The 22384-nt window shown below is 57.0% G+C and carries 9 protein-coding genes; 6 read left to right on the forward strand and 3 right to left on the reverse strand.

All coding sequences use genetic code 11. The features are described 5' to 3' along the window. Positions 1-244 precede the first annotated feature (244 nt). From AC0V6N_RS01330 to AC0V6N_RS01345, 4 genes are all read left to right on the forward strand, one after another. Positions 245-922, forward strand: a complete 678-nt coding sequence (locus AC0V6N_RS01330) for a Fe2+-dependent dioxygenase (RefSeq protein WP_486169793.1) — start codon at positions 245-247, stop codon at positions 920-922. Next, entirely contained in the window at positions 919-2508 is a 1590-nt protein-coding gene (locus AC0V6N_RS01335) for a bifunctional AfsR/SARP family transcriptional regulator/alpha/beta hydrolase (RefSeq protein WP_486169794.1), read from the forward strand. The genes AC0V6N_RS01330 and AC0V6N_RS01335 overlap by 4 nt, the downstream gene beginning before the upstream one ends. A 142-nt stretch (positions 2509-2650) precedes the next feature. Next, complete coding sequence (locus AC0V6N_RS01340) at positions 2651-3856, forward strand: TIGR03032 family protein (RefSeq protein ID WP_486169795.1); 1206 nt, start codon at positions 2651-2653, stop codon at positions 3854-3856. Positions 3857-3977: 121 nt separating this feature from the next. Further along, positions 3978-15176, forward strand: coding sequence for a hypothetical protein (locus tag AC0V6N_RS01345; protein WP_486169796.1), 11199 nt, complete (start codon positions 3978-3980; stop codon positions 15174-15176). 152 nt (positions 15177-15328) lie between these two features. Here AC0V6N_RS01345 and AC0V6N_RS01350 read toward each other — a convergent pair whose 3' ends face one another. From AC0V6N_RS01350 to AC0V6N_RS01360, 3 genes are all read right to left on the reverse strand, one after another. Continuing rightward, entirely contained in the window at positions 15329-16672 is a 1344-nt protein-coding gene (locus AC0V6N_RS01350) for a hypothetical protein (protein ID WP_486169797.1), read from the reverse strand. 39 nt (positions 16673-16711) lie between these two features. Then, positions 16712-17278, reverse strand: a complete 567-nt coding sequence (locus tag AC0V6N_RS01355) for a hypothetical protein (protein WP_486169798.1) — start codon at positions 17276-17278, stop codon at positions 16712-16714. 255 nt (positions 17279-17533) lie between these two features. Then, on the reverse strand, positions 17534-18172 hold the full coding sequence (locus tag AC0V6N_RS01360) for a response regulator (protein ID WP_486169799.1): 639 nt from the start codon (positions 18170-18172) through the stop codon (positions 17534-17536). Here AC0V6N_RS01360 and AC0V6N_RS01365 point away from each other — a divergent pair. Both AC0V6N_RS01365 and AC0V6N_RS01370 read left to right on the forward strand, forming a co-directional pair. Next, positions 18156-20249 carry a 7TM diverse intracellular signaling domain-containing protein gene (locus AC0V6N_RS01365; protein ID WP_486169800.1) on the forward strand — a complete coding sequence of 698 codons (2094 nt, stop codon included), beginning with the start codon at positions 18156-18158 and terminating at the stop codon, positions 20247-20249. The genes AC0V6N_RS01360 and AC0V6N_RS01365 overlap by 17 nt on opposite strands. 126 nt (positions 20250-20375) lie before the next feature. Next, on the forward strand, positions 20376-22361 hold the full coding sequence (locus AC0V6N_RS01370; protein WP_486169801.1) for a TIR domain-containing protein: 1986 nt from the start codon (positions 20376-20378) through the stop codon (positions 22359-22361). Positions 22362-22384: the final 23 nt, after the last annotated feature.

Raw genomic sequence — 22384 nt, forward strand, 5'->3', positions numbered from 1 at the left:
TCCAGCATCCGATACCGCCATGCAAAAGCAAGGTGAAAACACGTATATCAAAGACGTAATTGCCCAATGCGACCCTATGCAAGGCGCAAGCAACGCTTGTCCTTGAGGGTATTGCTACGGCAAGCCTGATTGCGCAGCATTTTGGTGCGCGTTAGGAATTGAGGTAACGGGATCGTCATCTGATTCTACCATCAAACAAATCTGCATCGCCTTACCGGCCCTCTGGACCAATGGAGCCAAGACCTTGATCCTTTCAATTGCTGCGATTGCTGATCCCGAGCAGTTAGCTGAGATCCAACGCCAGGTTGGGCAGCTCACTTGGGCGGATGGTCGCAAGACCGCCGGAAAAGTAGCGAAAGCTGTGAAGCGCAACGAGCAAGCGGTCATGGATGACCCTGCTGGGCAGGCGCTGCGTCAGCTTGTCTTGCCGCATATAGTAGACAACCCCACTCTGCGCGCTGCGGCACGCCCAAGGCGTTTTTCGCATATCATGGTGAGCAAGACGAGCGGTGGCGGGTTTTATGGCCGCCATGTTGACAATGCGATCATGGGCCAAGGTGACGGTCGGATGCGCAGCGACCTTTCCTTCACGCTGTTTCTCAACTCGCCAGACAGTTACGAGGGGGGCGAGTTGGTCGTTTATGCCGATGGTCTTACTCAGACGATCAAGGCGCCCGCTGGTAATCTCGTGCTCTATCCCTCGACAAGCATTCATGAAGTGAAGCCGGTCACCGCTGGCGAGCGGATCGTTTGCGTCGGTTGGCTTGAAAGCATGATCGCCGACCCCACTCAAAGGCAGATGCTCTATGATATTGAGCGGCTGCGCCAATCATTGCGCGACAAACTACCCGCGCATTCAGAAGAACTGCTCGCGCTTGACCAAACCATCGCCAATCTCTTGCGGATGTGGGCGCAGCCATGAATATCCCTTTGCTTGAAATCCAGACCATCGGTGCATTGCAATTGCGACGGGGCGAGGATGAACTGTCGCTGCCATCTTCGCGCAAGACCCGTGCGCTGCTTGCCTATCTCGCGCTTTCGGGCAGGAAACACACACGACAATCGCTGTGTGAGCTGTTTTGGGAGAACACAGAGGACCCGTTGGCCGGGCTGCGTTGGTCGCTTTCGAAACTCCGCGGGTTGTTAAATGTTGAGGGGCGGGACTACCTCAACGCAGACCGAGAGAGTGTTTGGTTCGACACAAGCTTGGCGCGGTTGGATAAGGATCAGCTCAACGAACTTGCTAATCAATCCGGTCAAGATGAAAAGCAGGCCGACGAAATCTGGAAGGCAACCACAGGTCTCCCTCTAGAAGGGTGCGAGCTACCGAACCTGACCACGTACTCGACTTGGGTGGAAGGGTATCGTCAAGACTACATCAGAGTGCGCGGCAGCGTTGCAAAACGGTTTGCGCGCGATGCCAGTTTGCCATGGCAAACCCGTGACAAATGGGCTGAGCGCTGGATTAAGGTCACTCCCTATTCGCGCGGCGCGGCCTTTACGGCATTTGAATGCAAGTACTTTGCCGCAGGGCGATCTGCTGCGAAGGGCTTGTCGAGCTATCTTGAAAAATCATTCCGCGAAGCGGGCATTGAACCGCCTGATTTTACAATTGATCAGTCGAGCGATTCCAAAGCAAGCTCCAGAGACAAGCTGGTTCCGGTCGAACAACAGATCCGGTTTGTTGAAGGGCAAGATGGCGTCAGCATCGCGTGGGCGAGCATCGGGGACACGAACAACCCGCCTCTGGTGAAGGCGGCGAATTGGCTCAACCACCTAGAGCTTGATTGGGATGCTCCAATTTGGAGCCCGCTCTTCAAAAAATTGTCTCAATCGCATCACTTTGTGCGGTATGATGAGCGCGGTTGTGGCCTATCCGATTGGGACGCTGATGAGATCAGCTTCGACAAATTTGTCGAAGACCTTGAGCAGGTTGTAGATGCAGCCGGGCTTGAACGGTTTCCGCTGCTCGGTATCAGTCAAGGAGCGGCCGTGTCTATCCGATACGCCGCGCTCTATCCTGAGCGTGTTTCAAAACTGATCCTGTTCGGCGCTTATGATCAAGGTTGGCGATTTGACGCCACACCAGAACAAGTGCGCGAGCGCGAGGCGGTCATGGTGCTTACTGAAACAGGATGGGGCATGGACAATCCTGCCTATCGTCACGTTTTTTCACGTACTTTCATGCCTGATGCGGATGCCGAAGAGCTGGATTGGTTTGACGAGTTTCAGCGTCTGACAACCAGTTCGCAAAATGCAGTGCGTTTTTTGGAGGCGTTTTCAACCATCAATGTGCGGGACGATCTGCCAAAGATCCAATGTCCAACCCTGGTCGTCCATAGTCGCGCAGATATGCGCATTCCATTTGCGACCGGACGCGCGCTGGCATCGCGTATTCCGGGTGCGCAATTGGCCAGCCTCGACAGCCAGAATCACCTGCTTCTCGGCCGCGAAAAGGCCTCCACACGGTTTGTCGAATTGGTGCAGGATTTTCTGAAACCCTCTTGAAATCGCCCAATTCCAACGAACTTTTTGTGAAATACAACGCTTTTCTAACGCTCTCTACCACGTTCATTACCATGCCAGTGTGACAATTGGTGACCCGCTAAGAGGGGGCAGCTGGTGCGCCCTCGTCATAGAGGGTCAAACTATGAACACTGCACAAAAAACTGCAACGGCGCCTGCCAAAAAGAACGCTGCGAATAGCGGTCGTCAAACATCGAAATCCAAGACAGCCCAAGCCAAAGGAGCTGCCGAGGCGCGTCAAAACGTCGCTCCCAGTCAGGCGTCGCCGAGTGGAAGCGCGGCGGAATATTCCCTTTCTGGCGGTCTTCTTCGCCGGTTGGCCGGATTGAACGTATCGCTGGCTTTCACATCCTACCAATCCGGCCTTCTCTACATGTTGGGAAGCAACATGCAGGGCGCGGCGCAACTGCACCAATCAGGCATGCCCAAGCCGATGGGCCTGACCGATGATGGCGAAGGCGGTCTGGTTCTTTCAACCGGTGCGCAGATTATGCGGTTTGCCAATATTTTGGAGCCGGATCAGCGGATCAACCAAACCTATGACGCGTGTTTTATGCCGCGGGTCAATCATGTCACGGGACAGCTCGATGCGCATGATGTGGGTGTCGATGCGAATGGCGAGATTGTGTTCGTCAATACCCGGTACAATTGCCTGGCAAAGCCGTCTGCCCGCCATTCTTTCACGCCGGTTTGGAAGCCATCTTTCATCAGTGAAATTGTCGATGAGGATCGCTGCCATCTGAACGGTCTGGCGATGCGCGATGGCAAGGCTGCCTATGTCACCGCTGTTTCGCGGTCGGACACGATTGATGGCTGGCGCGATCGCCGCGCGGATGGCGGTGTCGTGATTGATGTCGAGAAAAACGAAGTCATCTGCGAAGGGCTTTCCATGCCGCATTCCCCGCGCTGGCATGATGGCAAGCTATGGGTTTTGGATGCCGGCACAGGCGATTTCGGGTTCGTAGAACTCCCCAAAGGCAAAGCAAAAATGGGCAAGTTCAAGCCAGTGGCGTTTTGTCCCGGCTTTCTTCGGGGGCTGGCTTTCTGCGGGAAGTATGCCTTCGTCGGTCTCTCAAAACCGCGATACAAAAGGTTCGAAGGGCTCGCTCTCGATCAGCGATTGAAAGACACAGACAGCGAACCGTGGTGCGGCGTGCAGGTGATAGACACCGAAACCGGCGCCTGCGTCGATTGGTTTCGCATCGATGGCAAGATTGGCGAGCTGTACGATGTCGAGCTGGTCAAAGGATATCGCTGTCCGATGACGGTTTCGCCGACATCAGTCGATGCCGCAACGCTCGTCACCTTTGATCCCCTGCAAGGCGGATAGTTTCACCCAACTCTTCATGGCTGTGTTGCAGCCATTGCCCTGGCGCCTTTCCCGACCCGGCGCCGGGGCACTCCTAACTCCAAAAAATGCACGCAAAGCAAAGAGATAATTGAGGGCAATCATGGCAGATAACAAACAGGCGCAAAGTAAATCCATTCAGCTGAGCACGGTTGTGCGTGGGGCTGAAAACTTCTTGCGCATGAGCAGTTCCGCCATGCTTCGCGGTGGCCGTGTGACTAAGTTCAAGGGGGTGGCTGCAAGCTATTCTCCCGAACTTGGCCTGGTCACCTACGGTGCAGGGCGTGGCCTCGCAGCAGACGGCGATACTGCCTCCTTGACCCTCGGTATGTCTCGTCGTCTGTTGCGTTGGTCGGTGGCGCCCATAGCGCTGCTTGCTTCGATGACGCCAGCTTTCGCGCCAGCCCATGCGCAATCGCTCGATCAGTGCATTGAAGTTAGCCCTGACCAGTTCGTGTGTGAGGACAACGGAGATCCGGCAACGATCGAGCAGGATTTTTCACCGCCGACATCTGGTGAGGATGTAACTGTTACGATCGAAGACGGTTTCGAGGTTGACACAACCGGTGTTCCCGGTGCCGACGGTATCAACATACAAAACGCTGGCAATGTATCCATCTCGCAACAAAGCGGATCGAGCACGATCACCGGCAATGGGTTTGGCATCGACGTCTACGGCGCTTATGGTAGCATCGCCATCACCATTGGCGGTGACGTAACCGGCCAGAGCAGTGACGGGATTTATGCGAGCAACGGCGGCGCAGGTGGCACCGGCGCCAGCGTTGAGCTCGATACCACTGCCGGAACTGTCACTGGCGCTTCTAGCGGGATCTATGCGAGGAACTACGGCGAAGGCAGCCTCAGCGTGACGACCGCGGATGTTGTGGGGCAATTCACTGACGGGATAGCCGCGTTCAATGATGGCGCTAACCTCACCGTCAACACAATCGCTGGTGACGTTTATGGCGCTTATGACGGGATTGATGCGCAGAACTATGGCACGGGTGCGCTGTCGATCACGACTGGCGATGTGACTGCTGGTGAAAACGGCAATGGCGTTTACGCACGTAACTATGGAACGGACCTTGACGTCGACACGACCGGCGGGGCTGTTTTGTCCGACGAAACAGGCATTCGCACAATCAATTACGGAACCGGCGCCACCACAATTACGACAGGCAATGTGGAGGGCGAACAAGGCTTTGGGATCTCCGCCACAAACGAGACCGCCGCTACCGACCTGATTATCGATACCTCTGCCGGAACAGTTACCTCCAGTGAGTTCTCATATGACGACGCCATAAGCGTCAGAAACGATGGCACTGGAATAACCCGGATCACAACTGCAGATGTTACCTCTGGCGACGGTTCGGGTGAGGGTGGCAACGGTATCGATGTCTACAGCGGTGGTTCCACAACCGGCCTCGAAATCGACACCACTGCTGGCACTGTATCCGGCGATACCAACGGCATTCGCGTGGGCCAGTTCGGTGGAGGCGATACAACTATCGTCACAGCAGATGTCGTCGGCAATTTCGGCGCTGGCATAGACGTCTACAACGGTGAAGGCGGTCGAGGTGCGCTGTCTATCGACACCACTGCTGGCGCGGTGAGCGCCACGGGTGGTGACGGTCTCGATATCGAGAATATCACGGCGGACAACGTATCGATTACCACTGGAGATGTTACGTCGACGGCCAGCGGCTCGGGCGAAGGTGGAACTGGGATCAACCTCGATCACGACTTGAGGGAGGCGCAGACCGTCGCCATCGACACCACGAGCGGGACAGTAACGGGTTCCATCACCGGCATTGACGTTCGCAGCCTTGGTCATGACCTGCTTTCAATCACAACCGCTGATGTGGCGGGCGGCGATGACGGTATTTCGGTGAACGCTACTGGGCCGGATGCTGGGGACATCGCAATCGACACCACCGCCGGAACAGTCAACGGCGATTCCCAAGGGATATTTGTGCGCAACGATGGTACAGGCGCGGTCTCCATCACCACTGCAGATGTTACAGGCTATAGCGCAGGTATCGCAGGAGATAATTTCGGAACAGACTTCATCATCGATAGCACCGCGGGCGATGTTACAGGCGATGAATTCGGCTTCGAAATCGACAACCGTGGATCGGGCATTACCTCAATCACTACGGCCAATGTCACTGGCGGGACCGATCCAGGCATCGGCGTGCGCCACTATGCGGCCGACTTGATCATCAACACCGCCGCAGGCTCAGTTACTGGCGGCACAGATGGCGTTTCTGCGCGTAACGAAGGCACCGGCGATACGATTATCACCACAGGAGACGTCATCGGGCAGACCGGTGATGGGATCGACGTTCGCACCGAATCCACCGCAGGCGGCATCGCGATCGATACCACTGCGGGTTCGGTCAGTGGTTCTTCCAACGGTATTGGCGTTCGCAGCGCCTCGGACGGTGCAGGCATCACGGTCACCACGGCAAACGTCACCGGTGTAACGGGCGCCGGTATCAACGTTAGTGATGATGGTGAGGGGAGCTTCGGTTCGGACATTACGATCAATTCCATCGAAGGGACGGTGACCGGTGGAAGCGACGGCATCAACGCGCGCAATTTAGGGACCGGCGATCTTTCAATCACAACGGGTGATGTCACGGGCAGCAACGGAGCCGGCATTCGTGCCGATAACCTCACTGTTGGCACTGGCAATGTGTTCGTCGACAGCAGCGCTGGCGTGGCCACCGGCCTCGAAGATGGCATCAGCGTGCGCAATTTCGGCTCCGGCGATACGACTATCACCACCGCTAGTGTCGATGGTGGGAGCGGTTACGGTATCGAAGTTGAGACCGCAGCAACAGCTGGGGGGGTATCGATCGACACTTCCGCTGGCATTGTCACCTCACAGGAAAACAGCGGCATCTTTGCCCGCCATTCCGGGTCAGGCGACCTGACGATCACAACAGCGACGGTAAGGGGCCGCGAGGCCGGCGCCGCGACAGGTGGCGGCTATGGGATATTCGCCGATAGCACCGCAGGCAGCATCGACATCAACAGCGTTGCCGGCGATGTATCGGGTGCGGATGGCGGCATTTTTGCCAGGGTTGATGGCGGCGGCGGCATCTCCGTCACCACAGCTAACGTTTCCGCTGGCGCGTTTGACGGGGTTTATGCGAGCCTCGCAAACACGGATGGCGATCTGACAGTAGACACGTCAGCGGGCGAAGTCTCGAGTGTTGGTGTCGGCATCCGCGTGAGCCAGCTTGGAACCGGGAATACTACGATTATCGCGGGTGATGTCGCGGGTGTCGGCGGGGCCGGCATTTCAGTTGTTGGTGGTGCAGGGTCTGGCGCGATTTCCATCACGACGGCCAATGTCAGCAGTGATCTGGATGCTGGTATAACAGTGACCCAGAATGGCGATGACGGCATTATTATCGACAGCACTGACGGAGCAGTGATCGGCCGCGAGAACGGCATTTATTCGCTCAACAATGGCAATGGTGATGTCAGCATCACAACTGCTGATGTATCCGGCCAATTGCAGAACGGTATTCAGGCCCAGAACAATGGCCTCGAAGGGAGCCTGACGATTGATACCAGCGCGGGTGCTGTCTTCGGTGTCGGCGTAGGGATCAATGCGATCCAGAATAACAGTGATCTTTTGTCGATCACGACAGGTGATGTCTCCTCAACCGATAGCGACGGTGTCCGAGCCTACTCCAGTGCTGGAGACATAGAAGTTAACACCACTTCAGGCAGCATCTCCGGCGGATTGAACGGAGTGGCCGTCGCGCAGGATGGTGGTGGCGGTACCATTTCGGTCACCACTGGCGATGTAACGGGCGCGGCAGGTAATGGCATTGACGTGTCGACGGTCGCAACCACAGGGGACGTTGCAATTGATAGCAGCGGCGGCCTCGTCACCGGCTTCATCGATGGTATCGACGTGCGCAACAATGGCACCGGAAACGCAACCGTCGTAACTGGCGATGTGATTGGAACCGGAGGCAATGGTGTCAGCGTTTCAGGTGGGGCAAACTCCCAGAACCTAACAATCGACACCTCCGCGGGCCTGGTCGAAGGGCTCGGCTACGGAGTTTCTGGCTTTCAAAACGGACTTGGCGATCTCAGCATTACCACCGCTGACGTGACGAGCACCGACAGGGCGGGCATCAATGCCTTGGCCCAGTCCGGGCAGAACGTTGCAGTGGATAGCAGCGCTGGCGATGTGATTGGCCAAGAGTTTGGAATTCTGGCGACCGGCAATGGTATTTCTGGTTCGGTCACGGTTATCACGGCAAATGTGACAGGCCAGTCTTACAACGGGATCGATGCCCGTAATCTGACCGGCAGCGGTGGTTTGACAATCGACAGTGCGGCCGGTGCTGTTACGGGAAGCCTGAACGGCATTCTCGCCCGTAATGAGAGCGCTGGGAGCACGTCCATTACGACGGCCGCTGTGACCGGTACTAACGGTGACGGCATTGATGTCACCGGTCGCGGCAGTGATCTTGCCATCAACACCACCGCAGGCGCTATTGTCGGTGGCGAGGACGGCATTGACGCAGCGAATATCGGAACCGGTATTACGAACATCGTAACAGGCGATGTCACCGGTCAGGATGGCGATGGCATCAATTTTGGCACTGGCTCCAATGCTGGCGATATCACGATTGATAGCAGCGCAGGGTCGGTCTCTGGCTCTGATAGTGGCATCAGGCTCAGCAACTTCAGCACCGGTAATGCGACATTGATCACAGGCAATGTCACTGGCGCGTCGGGTAACGGCATTTCTATCAATGATGATGGCGAAGGCGGCATTTATGGCGCTGATATGACCGTCAACACGCTCGCGGGTACCGTTTCAGGGGGTTTCATCGGTATCAATGCAGACAACCGCGGCACTGGTGACCTTACAATTACCACCGCTGATGTCAGCGGGGCTGGACTCGATGGAATTGTCGCGCGCAACCAAGCCGGGACGGGAGCGCTCACCATAGACACCAGTGCAGGCTCTGTAACAGCAGATAGCGACGGCATTGATGCGCGAAGCGAGGGAACTGGTCCGGTTTCGATCACGACTGCCAATGTCACCGGCGTAACTGGTGACGGCGTTTATGTCCTTAGCGACTATGCTTCTGGCGATGTCAGCATCGACACATCGGCCGGGGCGGTTTCTGGCGGGAGCTTTGGCGTGCAGGTCTTCCAGAATGGCTCTGGAGGCACCGCTATCACGACTGCCGATGTCGTCGGTGGATCAAGTGACGGCGTATACGCCTATACCGGTTTTGACTCCCGTTCGCTGACGATTGACACAAGCGCAGGCGCAGTAACGGGCGCCGATGACGGGGTGGAGGCATACCATTACGGATTTGGCGACCTCTCCGTCACCACCGGCGATGTCAGTGGCGGCAGTGATGACGGCATCCGGGCCCGCTCGGACTACGGCAATGTGATTATTGACACTATCTCGGGAACGGTAGTCGGCGGTGACGATGGCATCAGCGCATCGCAATATAATGGCGAAGGCGGTGGCTATGGTATCTCGATCACCACAGCCAACGTTACCGGCGTAACCGGTGATGGCATCAATGCTGACACCGAATATGGCGCGGGCGACATCTCCATCGACAGCAGCGCTGGCGCAGTGATCGGCGGCAATCGCGGTATCTCAACCTTGAATCGTGGATACGACGCGACGACGACCATCGTCACCGGCGACGTTACCGGCCAAAACGGCGCAGGCATCTTTGCCGATGAATATGGCGAAGCAGGCTATGGCGCGGGCGAGATCACGATCAACAGCGCAGGCGGCGTCGTCACTGGCGCGACGGACGGGATCGCGGCCACCAACCGCGCGTTTGGCGATCTGGTCATTACGACCGGCGATGTGACCGGCACAAGCGGGGCCGGAATCTCAGCGGTGAACAACAACACTTCAACCGGTGCTCTGACTATCGACACGAGTGCGGGCGCCGTGTCGGGTGGAAGCAATGGCATCTTTGCTGATAATAATGGTACGGGTGACACCACCATCACCACCGGCGATGTCACCGGTGAAACAGGCGACGGAGTAAATGCGCGAAGCGACACTACGTCAGCCAACCTTGTGATCGATACCACTTCAGGGTCAGTCTCTGGCGGAGACGATGGCATTGATGCAGATAATGGAGGAACCGGTGCTCTTACAGTCATCACTGGTGATGTCGCAGGCGTTGCAAACTTCGGTATCACAGTTGATAATGAAGGTACCGACCTGCTGATCGATACCACTGCGGGAAGCGTTTTTGGCGGTAACGAAGGCGTCGACGCTAACAACGGCGGGACAGGGTCTCTGACGATTGTTACCGCAGATGTGACAGGCGACGGTGACGAAGGCATTCAGGCTTTCAACTATGGAACCGACCTTTTCATCGACAGCTCGCTCGGGACAGTCTCGGGCCAAGGTGGCGGCGTCTATGCCGCCAACGGAAATTTATTCGATGACAATAGCCTGGTCGAAGTGCTCTCTATCGTCACGGCAGACGTGTCGGGCTACGGTGAGGATGGCATCGACGCTAGAAACTTTGGCACCGATCTAACCATTGATTCATCGGCCGGAACGGTTTCGAGCGAGCGCGAAACGTCGGATCCAACCCCGGGCATTGGCAGCGGGTTCGGAATAGCGGCTCAGAACTTTGGAACCGGCATTCTTTCAATCACCACGGCCGATGTCTCCAGCGTCAGCATCGACGCGATCTACGCATCGAACGACGGGACCGATCTGATCGTCGATAGCACGGCTGGTTCAGTTTCTGGCGCGGCGAACGGTGTCCGGGGCGTGAATAACGGATCGGGCTCTACTGTTGTAAGGACTGCCAATGTCACCGGTACCGGTGAAGATGGCGTCAATATGGTAACCGGTGCCGATACCGTCACGCTGGAGATTGACACCAGTGCGGGCACGGTGACCGGCGCCAATCGCGGGATCTATGCGAACCATGGCGGCTCGGACGACCTGACCATTACAGTGGCCAACGTCATCGGACAGGGTGCCGAAGGTATCCTTGCCTCAACCGAGCAGGGCGATGCAGACATCTTCGTTCAGGGTGGCGAGGGCGTTGATAGCAATGTAATCGGCGCGACAACCGGTATAGCTCTTACGACGCAAGGGGCAGATATTACTGTCGCGGGTCTCGACAGCGTGACCGGGCAAGCAGGTGATGGCCTAAACCTTGCCTCCAATGGCGGGAACATATTCGTCAGCGATATTGGCACAATCACCGGCCTTGGCGGGAACGGCATTCTCGCGATCAGCGATACGGGCAACATCACAATCAACAATGTCGGTTTTGAAGGTGGCATCACCGCCACGGGCGGCATCGGTATCGCAGCCTATGCCGACAATGGCGGCACGATCACCATTGGCACGTCCGGCCCTGTGTCAGGCGACACATTCGGAGTGAACTCCGGAGCCGACAATGGCGTTGGTGATGTGACCATCGACACAACGAATTACGCCGTGAACGCAGCGGTCGGTATCCGCGCTGTCAATTATGGTGATGGCAATGTGAGCGTGACCACCGCGGATGTCAGTGGCACCGGCGGTGAGGGTGTCCTTGCTCAGGCCAATGGCGGCGATATTGCAATCGATACGCAAGCAGGGGTCGTATCCGGCCTCACCGACGGGATCGTTGCCGTCAATAATGGCACAGGCGAAACCGCTATCACTACAGGCGATGTGGCCGCGACCATGGGCGATGCAATCCGCGCCGAATTGGAGGGTGATGCAGGGATGCTCTCGATAGACACAACCGGTGGCACGGTAACCGGCGGTGCAAATGGGATTGTGGTTGATGCCGACAATGGCTTTGGCCCCGATAATCCGATTTCGATTGCGACAGCCGATGTGAATGCCGGCGATACCGGGATCAATCTGAACTCCACCGACCGCACAGTGACCATCGACACCGTCCCTGGCGCAGTCACAGGCGGTGAGACGGGTATCTATGCCTTTGCCGCAATAGGCAGCGGGCTAACTGTGACCACAGCTGATGTCACTGGCACCAACAATTACGGCATCTTCGCGTTTGGCTTTGCGAGTGGCGATGTAACCGTCAATTCGGTAGCAGGCACAGTGACAGGAGGATCGACCGGCATCCTGGTGCGCAATGATGATAGCGGCGGTGACGTCAGCGTCACGAGTGCAAACGTCTCTGGCGCGGCTGGCAACGGTATCGAAGTCGACAATTCCAGCGGCGGAAGTGTTGCGATCGATAGCTCAGCTGGCAGCGTAACTGGCGGTGTGGGCGGCATTCGCGTCAACCACGCAGGCAGCGATGGTGATGCATCTATCATCACGGCTGATGTTACAGGCGGCAGCGGCGATGGCATCGCGTTCACAAGCGCTGGCAACACTTCATCTCTTGCCATCGATACGACCGCAGGTTCCGTAAGCGGCGGCGCAAACGGTATATTCGCCCGCAACAATGGGTCAGGTGCATCCGCGATCGTGACCGCTGACGTGACGGGTCTGGCAGGCGATGGCATCGATGCCGAAGCCTTCGGAACAGACTTGGTCGTTGATACGAGCGTTGGAACAGTAACAGGCTCTGGAAACGGTGTTCGGGCGCGCAACAATGGCACAGGCGCGCTGTCCATCACCACTGGCGATGTGACAGGCATGACGGATCGCGGCATCCGTGCATTTAACGAAGGCACCGATCTGACGCTCAACAGCGTAGCGGGCTCTGTCGTGGGTTCGGATATCGGAATTAGAGTGGTCAACAATGGCTCTGGTGACACTTCGATCACCACAGCTGATGTTGCGGGCGTAGATGCGGACGGCCTTTCGGTTACGACCAATGCCAGCAGCGCATCTCTGTCAATTGACAGTACCACAGGTACGATCGCCGGAGGCACGAACGGACTGTTCGTTGAACACAACGGTTCAGGCGATTTCGCTCTGACAGCCGCAGGCGTGATGGGCGCAGTTGGCGATGGCATCAACGCTGCGTCCTCTGTAGGTGCCATGTTGATCGACACCAGCGCTGGGACCGTAATGGGCGGCGATGACGGTATTGATGCGCGCAACAATGGTAGCGCGGCGCTCGCAATCGTAACCGGCGATGTTCAAGGCAGCGGCGCTGCCGGGATTAGAGCGATCAGCGATGGTGACGCAGGCAATGTCGACATCGACAGTTCCGCTGGCACTATCATTGGCAACAGCGCGGGTATCTTTGCTGACCAGCAAAGCGATGCGGATCTCAACCTGACCGTCAATGAAGTGATGGGTTCAATCGGGATCGATACCCAGGTCACAAGCGGTCTGACCTCGATCACCTTGTCTTCCACCGCAATTGTTGCAGGCACTGATGGCTTCGGCATCGATGCTCGGTCCACGGGCGGTGCGATCTCGGTTCAGGGTTCTTCTGGATCGGTTTCAGGCGCCTCGGACGGCATTTATGTCCGCTCAACTGGCGGTGACATTGCAATTCGCGATATCGATCTGGTTCAGGGTCTGACGGGCGAAGGATTGGACCTGGGGTCCGCTGGTGGCGCGATTTCGGTCACTGCTATCGACATGGTCATCGGTGAGGGCGGCAGTGGCATTCTTGCCAATGCTGAAGGCGGCAACATTGCGATTGCAGGCAATGGAGGCATTGCCGGTACGCTTGCAGGCATCACCGCCAACACAAATGATGCAGGCACGATCAGCATTGATGTAGGCGGAACAACCATTGGCGATGCGAACGGGATCGCGGTCTCAAACGCTGGCGGCGCGGTTGATATAACCAATAGTGGCACGCTGACAGGCGGTGATTTCGCGATTTTCGCAAGTACCGAGAGCACTGGCCCAATCAGCCTCGTCAATGATGGTGTCGTTGCGCAAGCGATCAGCTTCGCTGCAGCGGATGACAGTTTCGCCAATAACGATGTGTTCCGGGCAGCGGGTGTCAGCGATTTTGGCGAAGGGTTCGACACTCTTGCCAATAGCGGCACGGTTTCGGTGTCAGATGTTGCCGACTTTCAACGGCTTGAGCAGCTGACCAATTCCGGTCTGATCACTCTAGTCAATGGCACGGCAGGTGGCGCAATCTCGACCTCCGGTGACTTCGAAGGTGCAGGCGGCATCGTGGCTCTCGACATCGATTTTGCCACTGGTTTGGCAGACACGATCACAATTGGTGGTGCTGCCACCGGTCAAACGCAATTGGAGCTCAATGTCCTGAACACTCAGGCCACGCTGGCAAACGATGTTGTGATCGTGAATGCAGGGGCGGGCACCGCAGCGGATGCGTTCTCGATCTCGGAAGGGCAACAAGCGATCTCACCGTTCCTGTCATTCCGTCTCGATTTCGATGCAGCTACCAATGACTTCCTGTTTGGATTGTCTCTTGAGCCGCGCGTGTTCGAAGCCGGAAAGCTTGCAGAGAGCGCCCAGTCGCTGTGGTATCGCAGCGCTGATGCGTGGTCTAACCACCGGTCCAACGCGCGCTTTGCCAATGACAATACAACGCCGGTTTGGGCCGTCCTCTACGGCGCTCAGGCCAACCGTGATGAGACCTTTGTCGATCGCACAGGCTTCGCTGTTGGTGACGCGACGCTTGACTATTCGCAGGACTTCTTCGGTTTCCAGACCGGAATTGAATTCGGCGCGAGTGAAACGGTCACTGCCGGGGTCACCGGCGGTTATCTAAGCTCGCAATTCAAGCTGGATCAAAGCGCGCTAAGAGCACGCTATGAAGCTCTAAACATTGGTCTGTCGCTGTCATTTGCGAAAGATGGCTTGTTTGCCGAAGCATTGGCCAAATACGACGATATTACTGGCAATGTCAGCGATGTGACGATTGGCGGGCTAAATGACGAGCTTAGCGGCAGCGCCGTTGGTGGACGGATCGAACTTGGTTACCGGACGCAGGGCAGTGGTTTGTATATTGAGCCGCGCATTAGTCTGGAATTCCAGGATACCGATCTCGACAGCGTTGCCGTTGCGGGGACACAGTTCGACTTCGATGGCTTTGATGGTCTTCGCGGCTCTGCTGGCATCCGGATCGGCGGCCAAAACGATCTTGGTTCGGGCGGTTCGGCAATCGGATACTACCTTGATGCAAGCGCGGTGCGCGAGTTTGAAGGAGACGGGGTGACGCGCTTCAATTTCGGAAGCGACCGCACCGAATTTTCAAATGAAGCGATCGACACCTATGCCCATGTCGAGGCTGGCATTGCGATTGATGGAACGGGACCAATTTCGGGCTTCTTCCAGGTCGAAGGCGATATCTCCGAAGACTACACGAGCTTCGGTGGCAAAGTTGGCGTCAGACTGCGGTTCTGACGCCAACGCCGCTCTGCGCCGCAAAACGCATACTGGCGTCGCACGCATAATAATCGGCTTTTGATCTTATCGATCCTGCAACACGGAAAGGGTCCCTTTATGGGGCCCTTTTCGCGCCGGAGCCAGTTTTCGCAATGAGAGATCGCATTCAATCAGAAGGGTGCCGTCCAACTGGGTGATCTTGCGACGAGGAACCGGTTGAGGTTTGCGGAGCCTTCGCTTTCGCGCAGGACCTGAGAATATCGTGCTGGCACGGTGTCGCACCCGATTTCGGCTGAGAACACAGACAATTGCGCATTACGCCGGGTGTCTTCGCTGGCCTCGCCAGCAATGTGATTGCAATGCAGCAGGTCTTCAATCAGGTCCGCAGTTGCTTGTGAAAGGGCAGGCACGCCTTCGACAGAGCGATCGATAGGTGCGGTCGCAAAGTGCGCCAAAGGCGTAAGCCGACGCGTGGACCAATCGTTCAATTCGATTGATGTGTGCTTGGTGGCATCTGTAGAGACGTCGACCTTCAGCCGGTTCTCACCGTCGAAAAACCAATATTGCCCCTGTGTGCCAACACCGTGCTGATAGCCTTCGTGAAAGGTGACCTCTTCGCCGGATGGCCTGATCAGGCTGGCTTGCAACGACCCATCAATAAGGGAAACTTGCACAAATCCGCTATGCGTTAGCGCGGCATAGAGCGCGTTTTCGAGCCCCATACATTGGGTGCGCTCACCATCTAGAGTGACGCTGCTAAATCGGGCTGCGGCGTTTATGTCGCTTGCATCACCTGTGCCGCGCGCGGAATAGTGGAGCGCGCCAATCGCCTGGCCTGTGTCGGGGTGGGAAAGGCCATATTGCCTCTGCCCGGCGCCAGCATCTACTGGGCCGACAACAGCCTGCTCAATGCTCCGCGCCTCGCTCCCGAGTTGAACGAGGCGCGCGTTTCGACCCTGTACGATTGGTGCCAAGACAATCGCCCCCGAACCATCGCTGGCAAAGCAGACATTCTCTGCCCAACGATGGGTCTTGCGAACCGTGGGATCGTTGCTTTGGCGTGGAGCGAGGTAGCTATACGATCCGCTCTGCGCGTGTTGCGTGAGCGGGCCAGACAGGTTCTGACCGAGCCGCTGGCACTGTGTGCGCCCCACCGCTTCCGACAAATAAGACGCCTGCGCCTCAAAGTGGATGTCAGGTCCCTTTAGATGCAGCTCCACAATGTCGCTGGCATAGCGCATCCCGCTGCCTGATTGCGTTTGCGGCAATAATTGACGCGCTACGCCCTCAGCCGACCGGCCATCAGGGAAACTGACCGCCGCAGCGCTTAGCCCATCGACCAGCGCGAAGCGCACATCAATATCCATGTCATTGTCGCAGACATATGTGGCGCTTCCGACGATAGGATCGCTGGGCCACAATTCTTGGGCTGCAAGCGGGCTGTGCATTAAAGATGCCAAAACAAGCGCGAGCGGCGTGTATGTCGAAAGCGATTTTGAGCTGAGTACAGGCATTGTGAGACGCTCCTGTAAGTCTTTTGGGTGGGATGCGATTTAGAGTCCGGCGCGCAGCCGAGAGCGCGCTTCGCTGTAAAAGTCGCCGGTGTAGTTGCCGATCGCTGGTATCGTGCAGACCTCGCTGCGCGCAGCAGCCGGCATCGCGCGGCACGCACGCAGCAATTCACCGACATGAGTCATCAACGTGGAACGCTTACTCTGCACCTGATCTTCTGACCGGCGAAGCTGGTCGTTGAGCCTGTCATAATCCTCATTCAGCGCGGCAAGATCGCGTTCAAATCCAGCCTGCCAATCATCAAGCTCGCGCTGCCAGCCATTGCAGGGATTAGCCCAGCGGCCATTGGTGCAATGCTGGTTGAAATTGCCGATCGTGACATTCGCATTGCTTTCAGAGCGTTGCAGCTCGCTGCGGCGCTGGTCGAGACGGTTGGCGGTGCGGTTTAGCTCATTTTCGCGCTGTAGAATGCGATCAAGATCGTTGAGCGCCCATCCGACTTGCTCTCTGGCAGCCGAAGCATCAGCGGATTGTGCATGCACCGCCTGAGTGGGGGCGATAGCCAGAGCAATGGCAGTGATTGCGAGTTTTGTCTTGGCGTTGAACATAGTCTGCTCCTTCGTGGTTAGATGCCATGTGTTCGATGGCGACAGGCAAGGAGTAGACAGAGCAGCAGCGCGGCACATGGGGGGATTCCCCCAAATGCCAAAACGGGTTGTCAGCTGCGCATTGGGGGAAACACCCCATGCGCGCGTGGGGCAGCGGGCCTAGTGATTAGTCATCGCGAATATGGGAGCCGCACATGGACAGCAGCATTGTTGAAGAGAAGAGCGGCAGCTTCGTAGCGATCTTTGGAGTATGCGCTATTCTTGCAATAGGTGGTCGAAAATGCCCGCCTTGAAACTTGCAGTCAGCAAGGCCGCGACTGAAGTCACGCCGAATTTTTCAAACAAGGCTCCGCGGTGTTTTTCAACCGTTTTGGGGCTGATGAATAGCACTTCGCCGATTTGTTTGGTGGTCAATCCGTTTGCGATATGGGCCAGCACTTCGCGTTCACGGTCGGTGAGTTGGGGGCTATCAGAACTCTCCGCCAGCCGCTCCGTAATCGCCTCCATCACATATCGTCCGCCTGAGAGGATCAATCCAATCCCGCGGCTCAACTCCTCTTCGGAGCAGTCTTTGAGAAACAGGCCATCCACACCGGTCGCGATCCAATCTGCGAGCATGGCGGTGGCGGTAAAGCCGGTAAAGACGGCGACCTTGCTATCAGGGGACCAGCGGCGCACATCGGCGAAAACCTGCGCGCCATTGGCGAGCGGCATGCCGACATCAAGGATGATCAGGTCAGGCCGAAACTTGCGGCACAGGGCGATGGCTTCGAGCCCGTCGGCTGCCTCTGCAACAACCTCGACCGCGCCGAGCTTTTCGATAAGCTCGCGCATCGCCTGGCGAACTATGGCATGGTCATCAGCAATGAGGACAGTCTTGTTCAATTCGCTCATGTCCTTCCGCCCTGCTGGGTGCGGAGCAAGCCCTGGCGCGCAATCGCGATGCCTGATCAGTGCATTCTGGTCGTGTTTGATTTTTGCCCTAATTGTCGCCGCTTGGCCAGCGCAGGCTCAACCGAGCGCGCAGGCTAAAGGTCCGATTGATCTCGCCGAGATCAGCGAAGTCGCGCAACTTCAAGAGCAAGCGAGCTATATCTATCCCGAATATGATGGCGACAGCGAGGCTGAGAGCTCCGGCATCACCCCAAATCTTCCATTCGACCAAGCGAGGCGTTTGGTAGGGACCACGGCGGAACATTCGTTCCAACAAGTGCGCACCGAACTGGCCCGTGATGATCCCGGTTATGTTGACGGAACTTACATGCTGGGCCCGTTTTGGGCACGGTTATCGCTCAAAAACTCCGCCTCACAAGACGCAATCTGGCGGCTCGATGCGAGGCAAGCTTACAGCCCTTCGATCAGAGCCTTTGCCGTCTTCGAGGCAGGCGATGAGCAACTCATCCTAGATAATCGCTGGGTCGAACAACACATTTCACTGCGCGTGCCCCAAGAAAGGCTGGTTGCATCGCGCATCGTCACCATTCCCGCAGGTGGTGAGGTCGAAATCTGGATCGATGCGAAATACGGATATTCGCTGGATACACAGCTGCGATTGGTGCGGGAGGATCGCTTCATCAACGACCGCCAACTCGATACCACACTGTCGTCGCTACTGTTCGGTGGGCGCGGCGCTTTGCTGCTGGCGCTCTTGGCCTTTGCTCTGGTCCTGAAAGACCGAACTGCGCTGTATTACACAGGCTTTCATGCAGGGCTGTTGCTGGTCACCTTGTCGAATTACGGCTTTGACAGCTTTTATCTTCAGTTGAGCGAAATGCAGGGCGGTGTGGTGTTTCGCATTACGACCGCGATTGCACTGGTTTTCTATGCGCTGACAATCGCAGCCTTTCTCAATTCACGCCAAAGCAACCCGCGATATCACCGCGTGCTTTTCATCTCGACGGTGATCGGATTGGTGACCATTCCTGTCCTTTCGATCTTTGATGCCAATATTGAATGGCAATCGGCGCGCCGCTTGGTCGAAGCTGCAGCCATGCTACAATTCACCATTGTGGCAGGGTACGGAATTGTCTGGGCCGTGGTGAAGCGTTTGCCTGGCGCGCGGTGGTTCTTGTCTGCATCGCTCGTGTTGCTGGCGCTGGCTTGCATCAGCGCGCTTTCCGCGGTCGATCAGTGGAGCGTGCCGCAATGGCAAGTTGATCATGGGATCAACACAGTGTTCTTGGCCGATGGGCTGCTGTTTGCGGTCGCGCTGGTCATTCGCGCAATCGCCATTCGCGAGCAGCGTGATGTCGCGCGTTCCGATCAGAACCAAGCAGAGCAAGCTGCCGAGGCGCTGCGCGGTCAGCTTGACGAGGCACAGAGCAATTACGAACAAGCTGTGCAGTTGGCCGAGCAAAGACGCCGGGACCTTGCCACAACCAGCCATGATTTGAGGCAGCCGCTTTTGTCGCTGCAAATGGCGCTTGGCAAACTGGATGGCGGGGAAAATGCGGCGCTGGGTGTTTCTTATATTGAGCAGGTCTTGCAGCGCAATTTGGACAACACGCGACCTGCTACGAAACCACTGAACAGGGACGAGGGTTTTGAGTTGAACAAGGCGCTGAGCAGCGTCGTTTTGATGTTTGAAGATGAGGCCGCTGCCAAAGATATCCGCCTTAATCATGTCACCACATCCGCCCGCGTTTTGGCGGACCCTGTCGCCCTGATGCGGATTTTGACCAACCTTGTGGCCAATGCGATCAACCATTCGGGTGGGAAACGCATTCTAATCGGTGTGCGAAGGCGCAATGCGGGCGTAATTGTCCAGGTGATCGATGATGGGGCGGGGCTGCAGGGCACATCGATCGAAGATCTGTTCAAGGAATATGAGCGCGGCGAAGCATCCAGCGGCGAAGGGCTGGGCCTGGCCGCAGTGCTGGACTTGGCAGAAGGGGAGGGATGGAGCGTTCGGGCGCGCAATCTGCCCGGAGCCGGCGCCTGTTTTGAGATTGCGACCTTGGCCTATGCGTGAATTGTCCGACCATTTCACGCTTCGGGTCAATGCGATTGACGCCATCACGGCGATATGATCAGACCATGACTGGTCAGGCGGCACAACTCAGGATATTCTCCTCGAATTGCTTAGGGGGAAGCATAGATGTCAGACGCCGCCGACAATGGTGATGAGCAGGCTGCAAGCCTGCCCAAGCTTTTCCTAAGCTACACGCGCGCCGATATCGAAACCGCGCGCGGTATTCGCGATATCCTCCAGAACGAAGGCTTTGAGGTCTGGTGGGATCAGCAACTCGAAGGCGGCGTCAATTACCTTCCCACGACCGAAGCCGCGCTTGAAGGCGCGGACTGTGTGGTTGTGCTGTGGTCAAAGCTTTCGGTGGAATCCAGCTGGGTGCGCGATGAGGCCCAGCGCGGGCGGGAGAGAGGGTGTTTGGTCCCCGTTTCACTGGACGGGACGATGTCACCGCTGGGATTTCGCCAGATTCAATTGGTCGATATCAATGGCTGGTCGGGCAAACCAAACACCCCTGAGATAGCCAAAGTTGTCGCCGCAATCCGCAATCAGGTTTCTGTTGGTTCGGCCATTGATCCAACGCCTGCACTTCAGACGGGCTTGGCGGGACAAGCGCCTCGTTCAGCGACCCCGTTTTCGCGCCGCACGCTCTTATTGGGCGGCGTGGGTCTCGCTGGGACAGCTGCTGCGCTTACTGCGTGGCAAGGTGGATGGTTTGGACTTAGCAGCGACGAAGCCACTTTATCCATGGCGGTCTTGCGCTTTGGAAATTTGAATGAGGGCGATGATCAAGACTGGTTCTCAGATGGTTTGTCGAACGAGTTGCGGCAGGCTTTATCGCGCAATCCGCTGCTGCGCGTGTCCGCTCCAACATCGTCCAATGCGAGCGATGGCGATGATGACTTTGCTATCGGGCGCGCTTTAGGCGTCACCAGCATTCTGCGCGGAACGGTCCAGCGGGTCGACCAAACTGTGCGTATTTTTGCAGAGCTGCTCCAAGTGGATGATGGCGTCGTCCAATGGTCGGAAACTTATGACCGCGAGTTTGAGGATCTGCTTACCGTCCAGTCAGAAATTGCTGATGTGGTCGCGCTTTCGCTGGTGGAGCGCATCGCAAGCGAAGACAAAGCGCGCCAAAGTTTAGAGCAGCAACAAGGCGTGGGCGGAACCGAGGATATGCGCGCCTATGAGGCTTACTTGCGCGGGCAGTCTTTCGCGGCCCTTTCTGCGGGCGTGGAAAGCGACCGGTCGGCTTTGACACAGTTTGAAACCGCTATTGAACTCGATCCCAACTACGCCTCTGCCCATGCGGAGCGCGCCAATATGCTCGCGGCCGTTGCAAACACCATTTCTGATGCGGACGAAGTTGACCGGCTGTTTGCTGAAAGTATCCGAGCCGCAGAGCGCTCAATCGAGATTGCACCCGACTTAGCGCAAGGGCACCTCGCGCTCGGCTATGTTCGCTATTACGGCCAAACCGATCGTTCAGGCGCCTATCCGCATTACAAGCGCGCCGAGGAGCTTTCGCCGGGCGATGCCGATACGCTGCGGTCAGTCTCGGTCTTCTACGCCTATGGCAACCAGCAGGCGCTGGCGACGCAGATGATTGAGCAGGTGTTTGAGCTCGACCCTTTGAACGCGCTCGCTTTCCGCAGCGGCGGCTTCATCGCCTTGTTTGCTGACGATTATCAGGCGGCGATTGACCGGGTTGAAAAGGCACTGGCGCTCAATCCTAGCTTGGCGAGCGCCTATTATGCGATTGGCAATGCGCGTTTGATGCTGGGTGACTTGGAAGGCGCACGTGATGCTTTTGATCAGGAGGCTTTGGAACTGTTCCGCCTGACCGGCCTGGCGATCACTCAGCACAGGCTGGGAGACCGCGAAAGCGCACAGCAAAGCTTCGACGCTATGCTTGCAGAATATGGTGATGCTGCCCTTTATCAGCAGGCTCAGGTCTATGGGCAATGGGGGCAGAATACGCTTGCCATCGAAGCGCTTGAGCGGGCGTTTGAGGAAGGTGATCCGGGCGTTTTGCTGACCACAAATGATCCGCTGCTTGACCCTATTCGAGGGGAGCCTGCGCTGGATCGTTTGCTTTTGCGTCTATCCTCGTGATAGCGCGTGCGTGTTTGAACAAC

This window comes from Erythrobacter sp. S57(2025), from assembly GCF_057365055.1.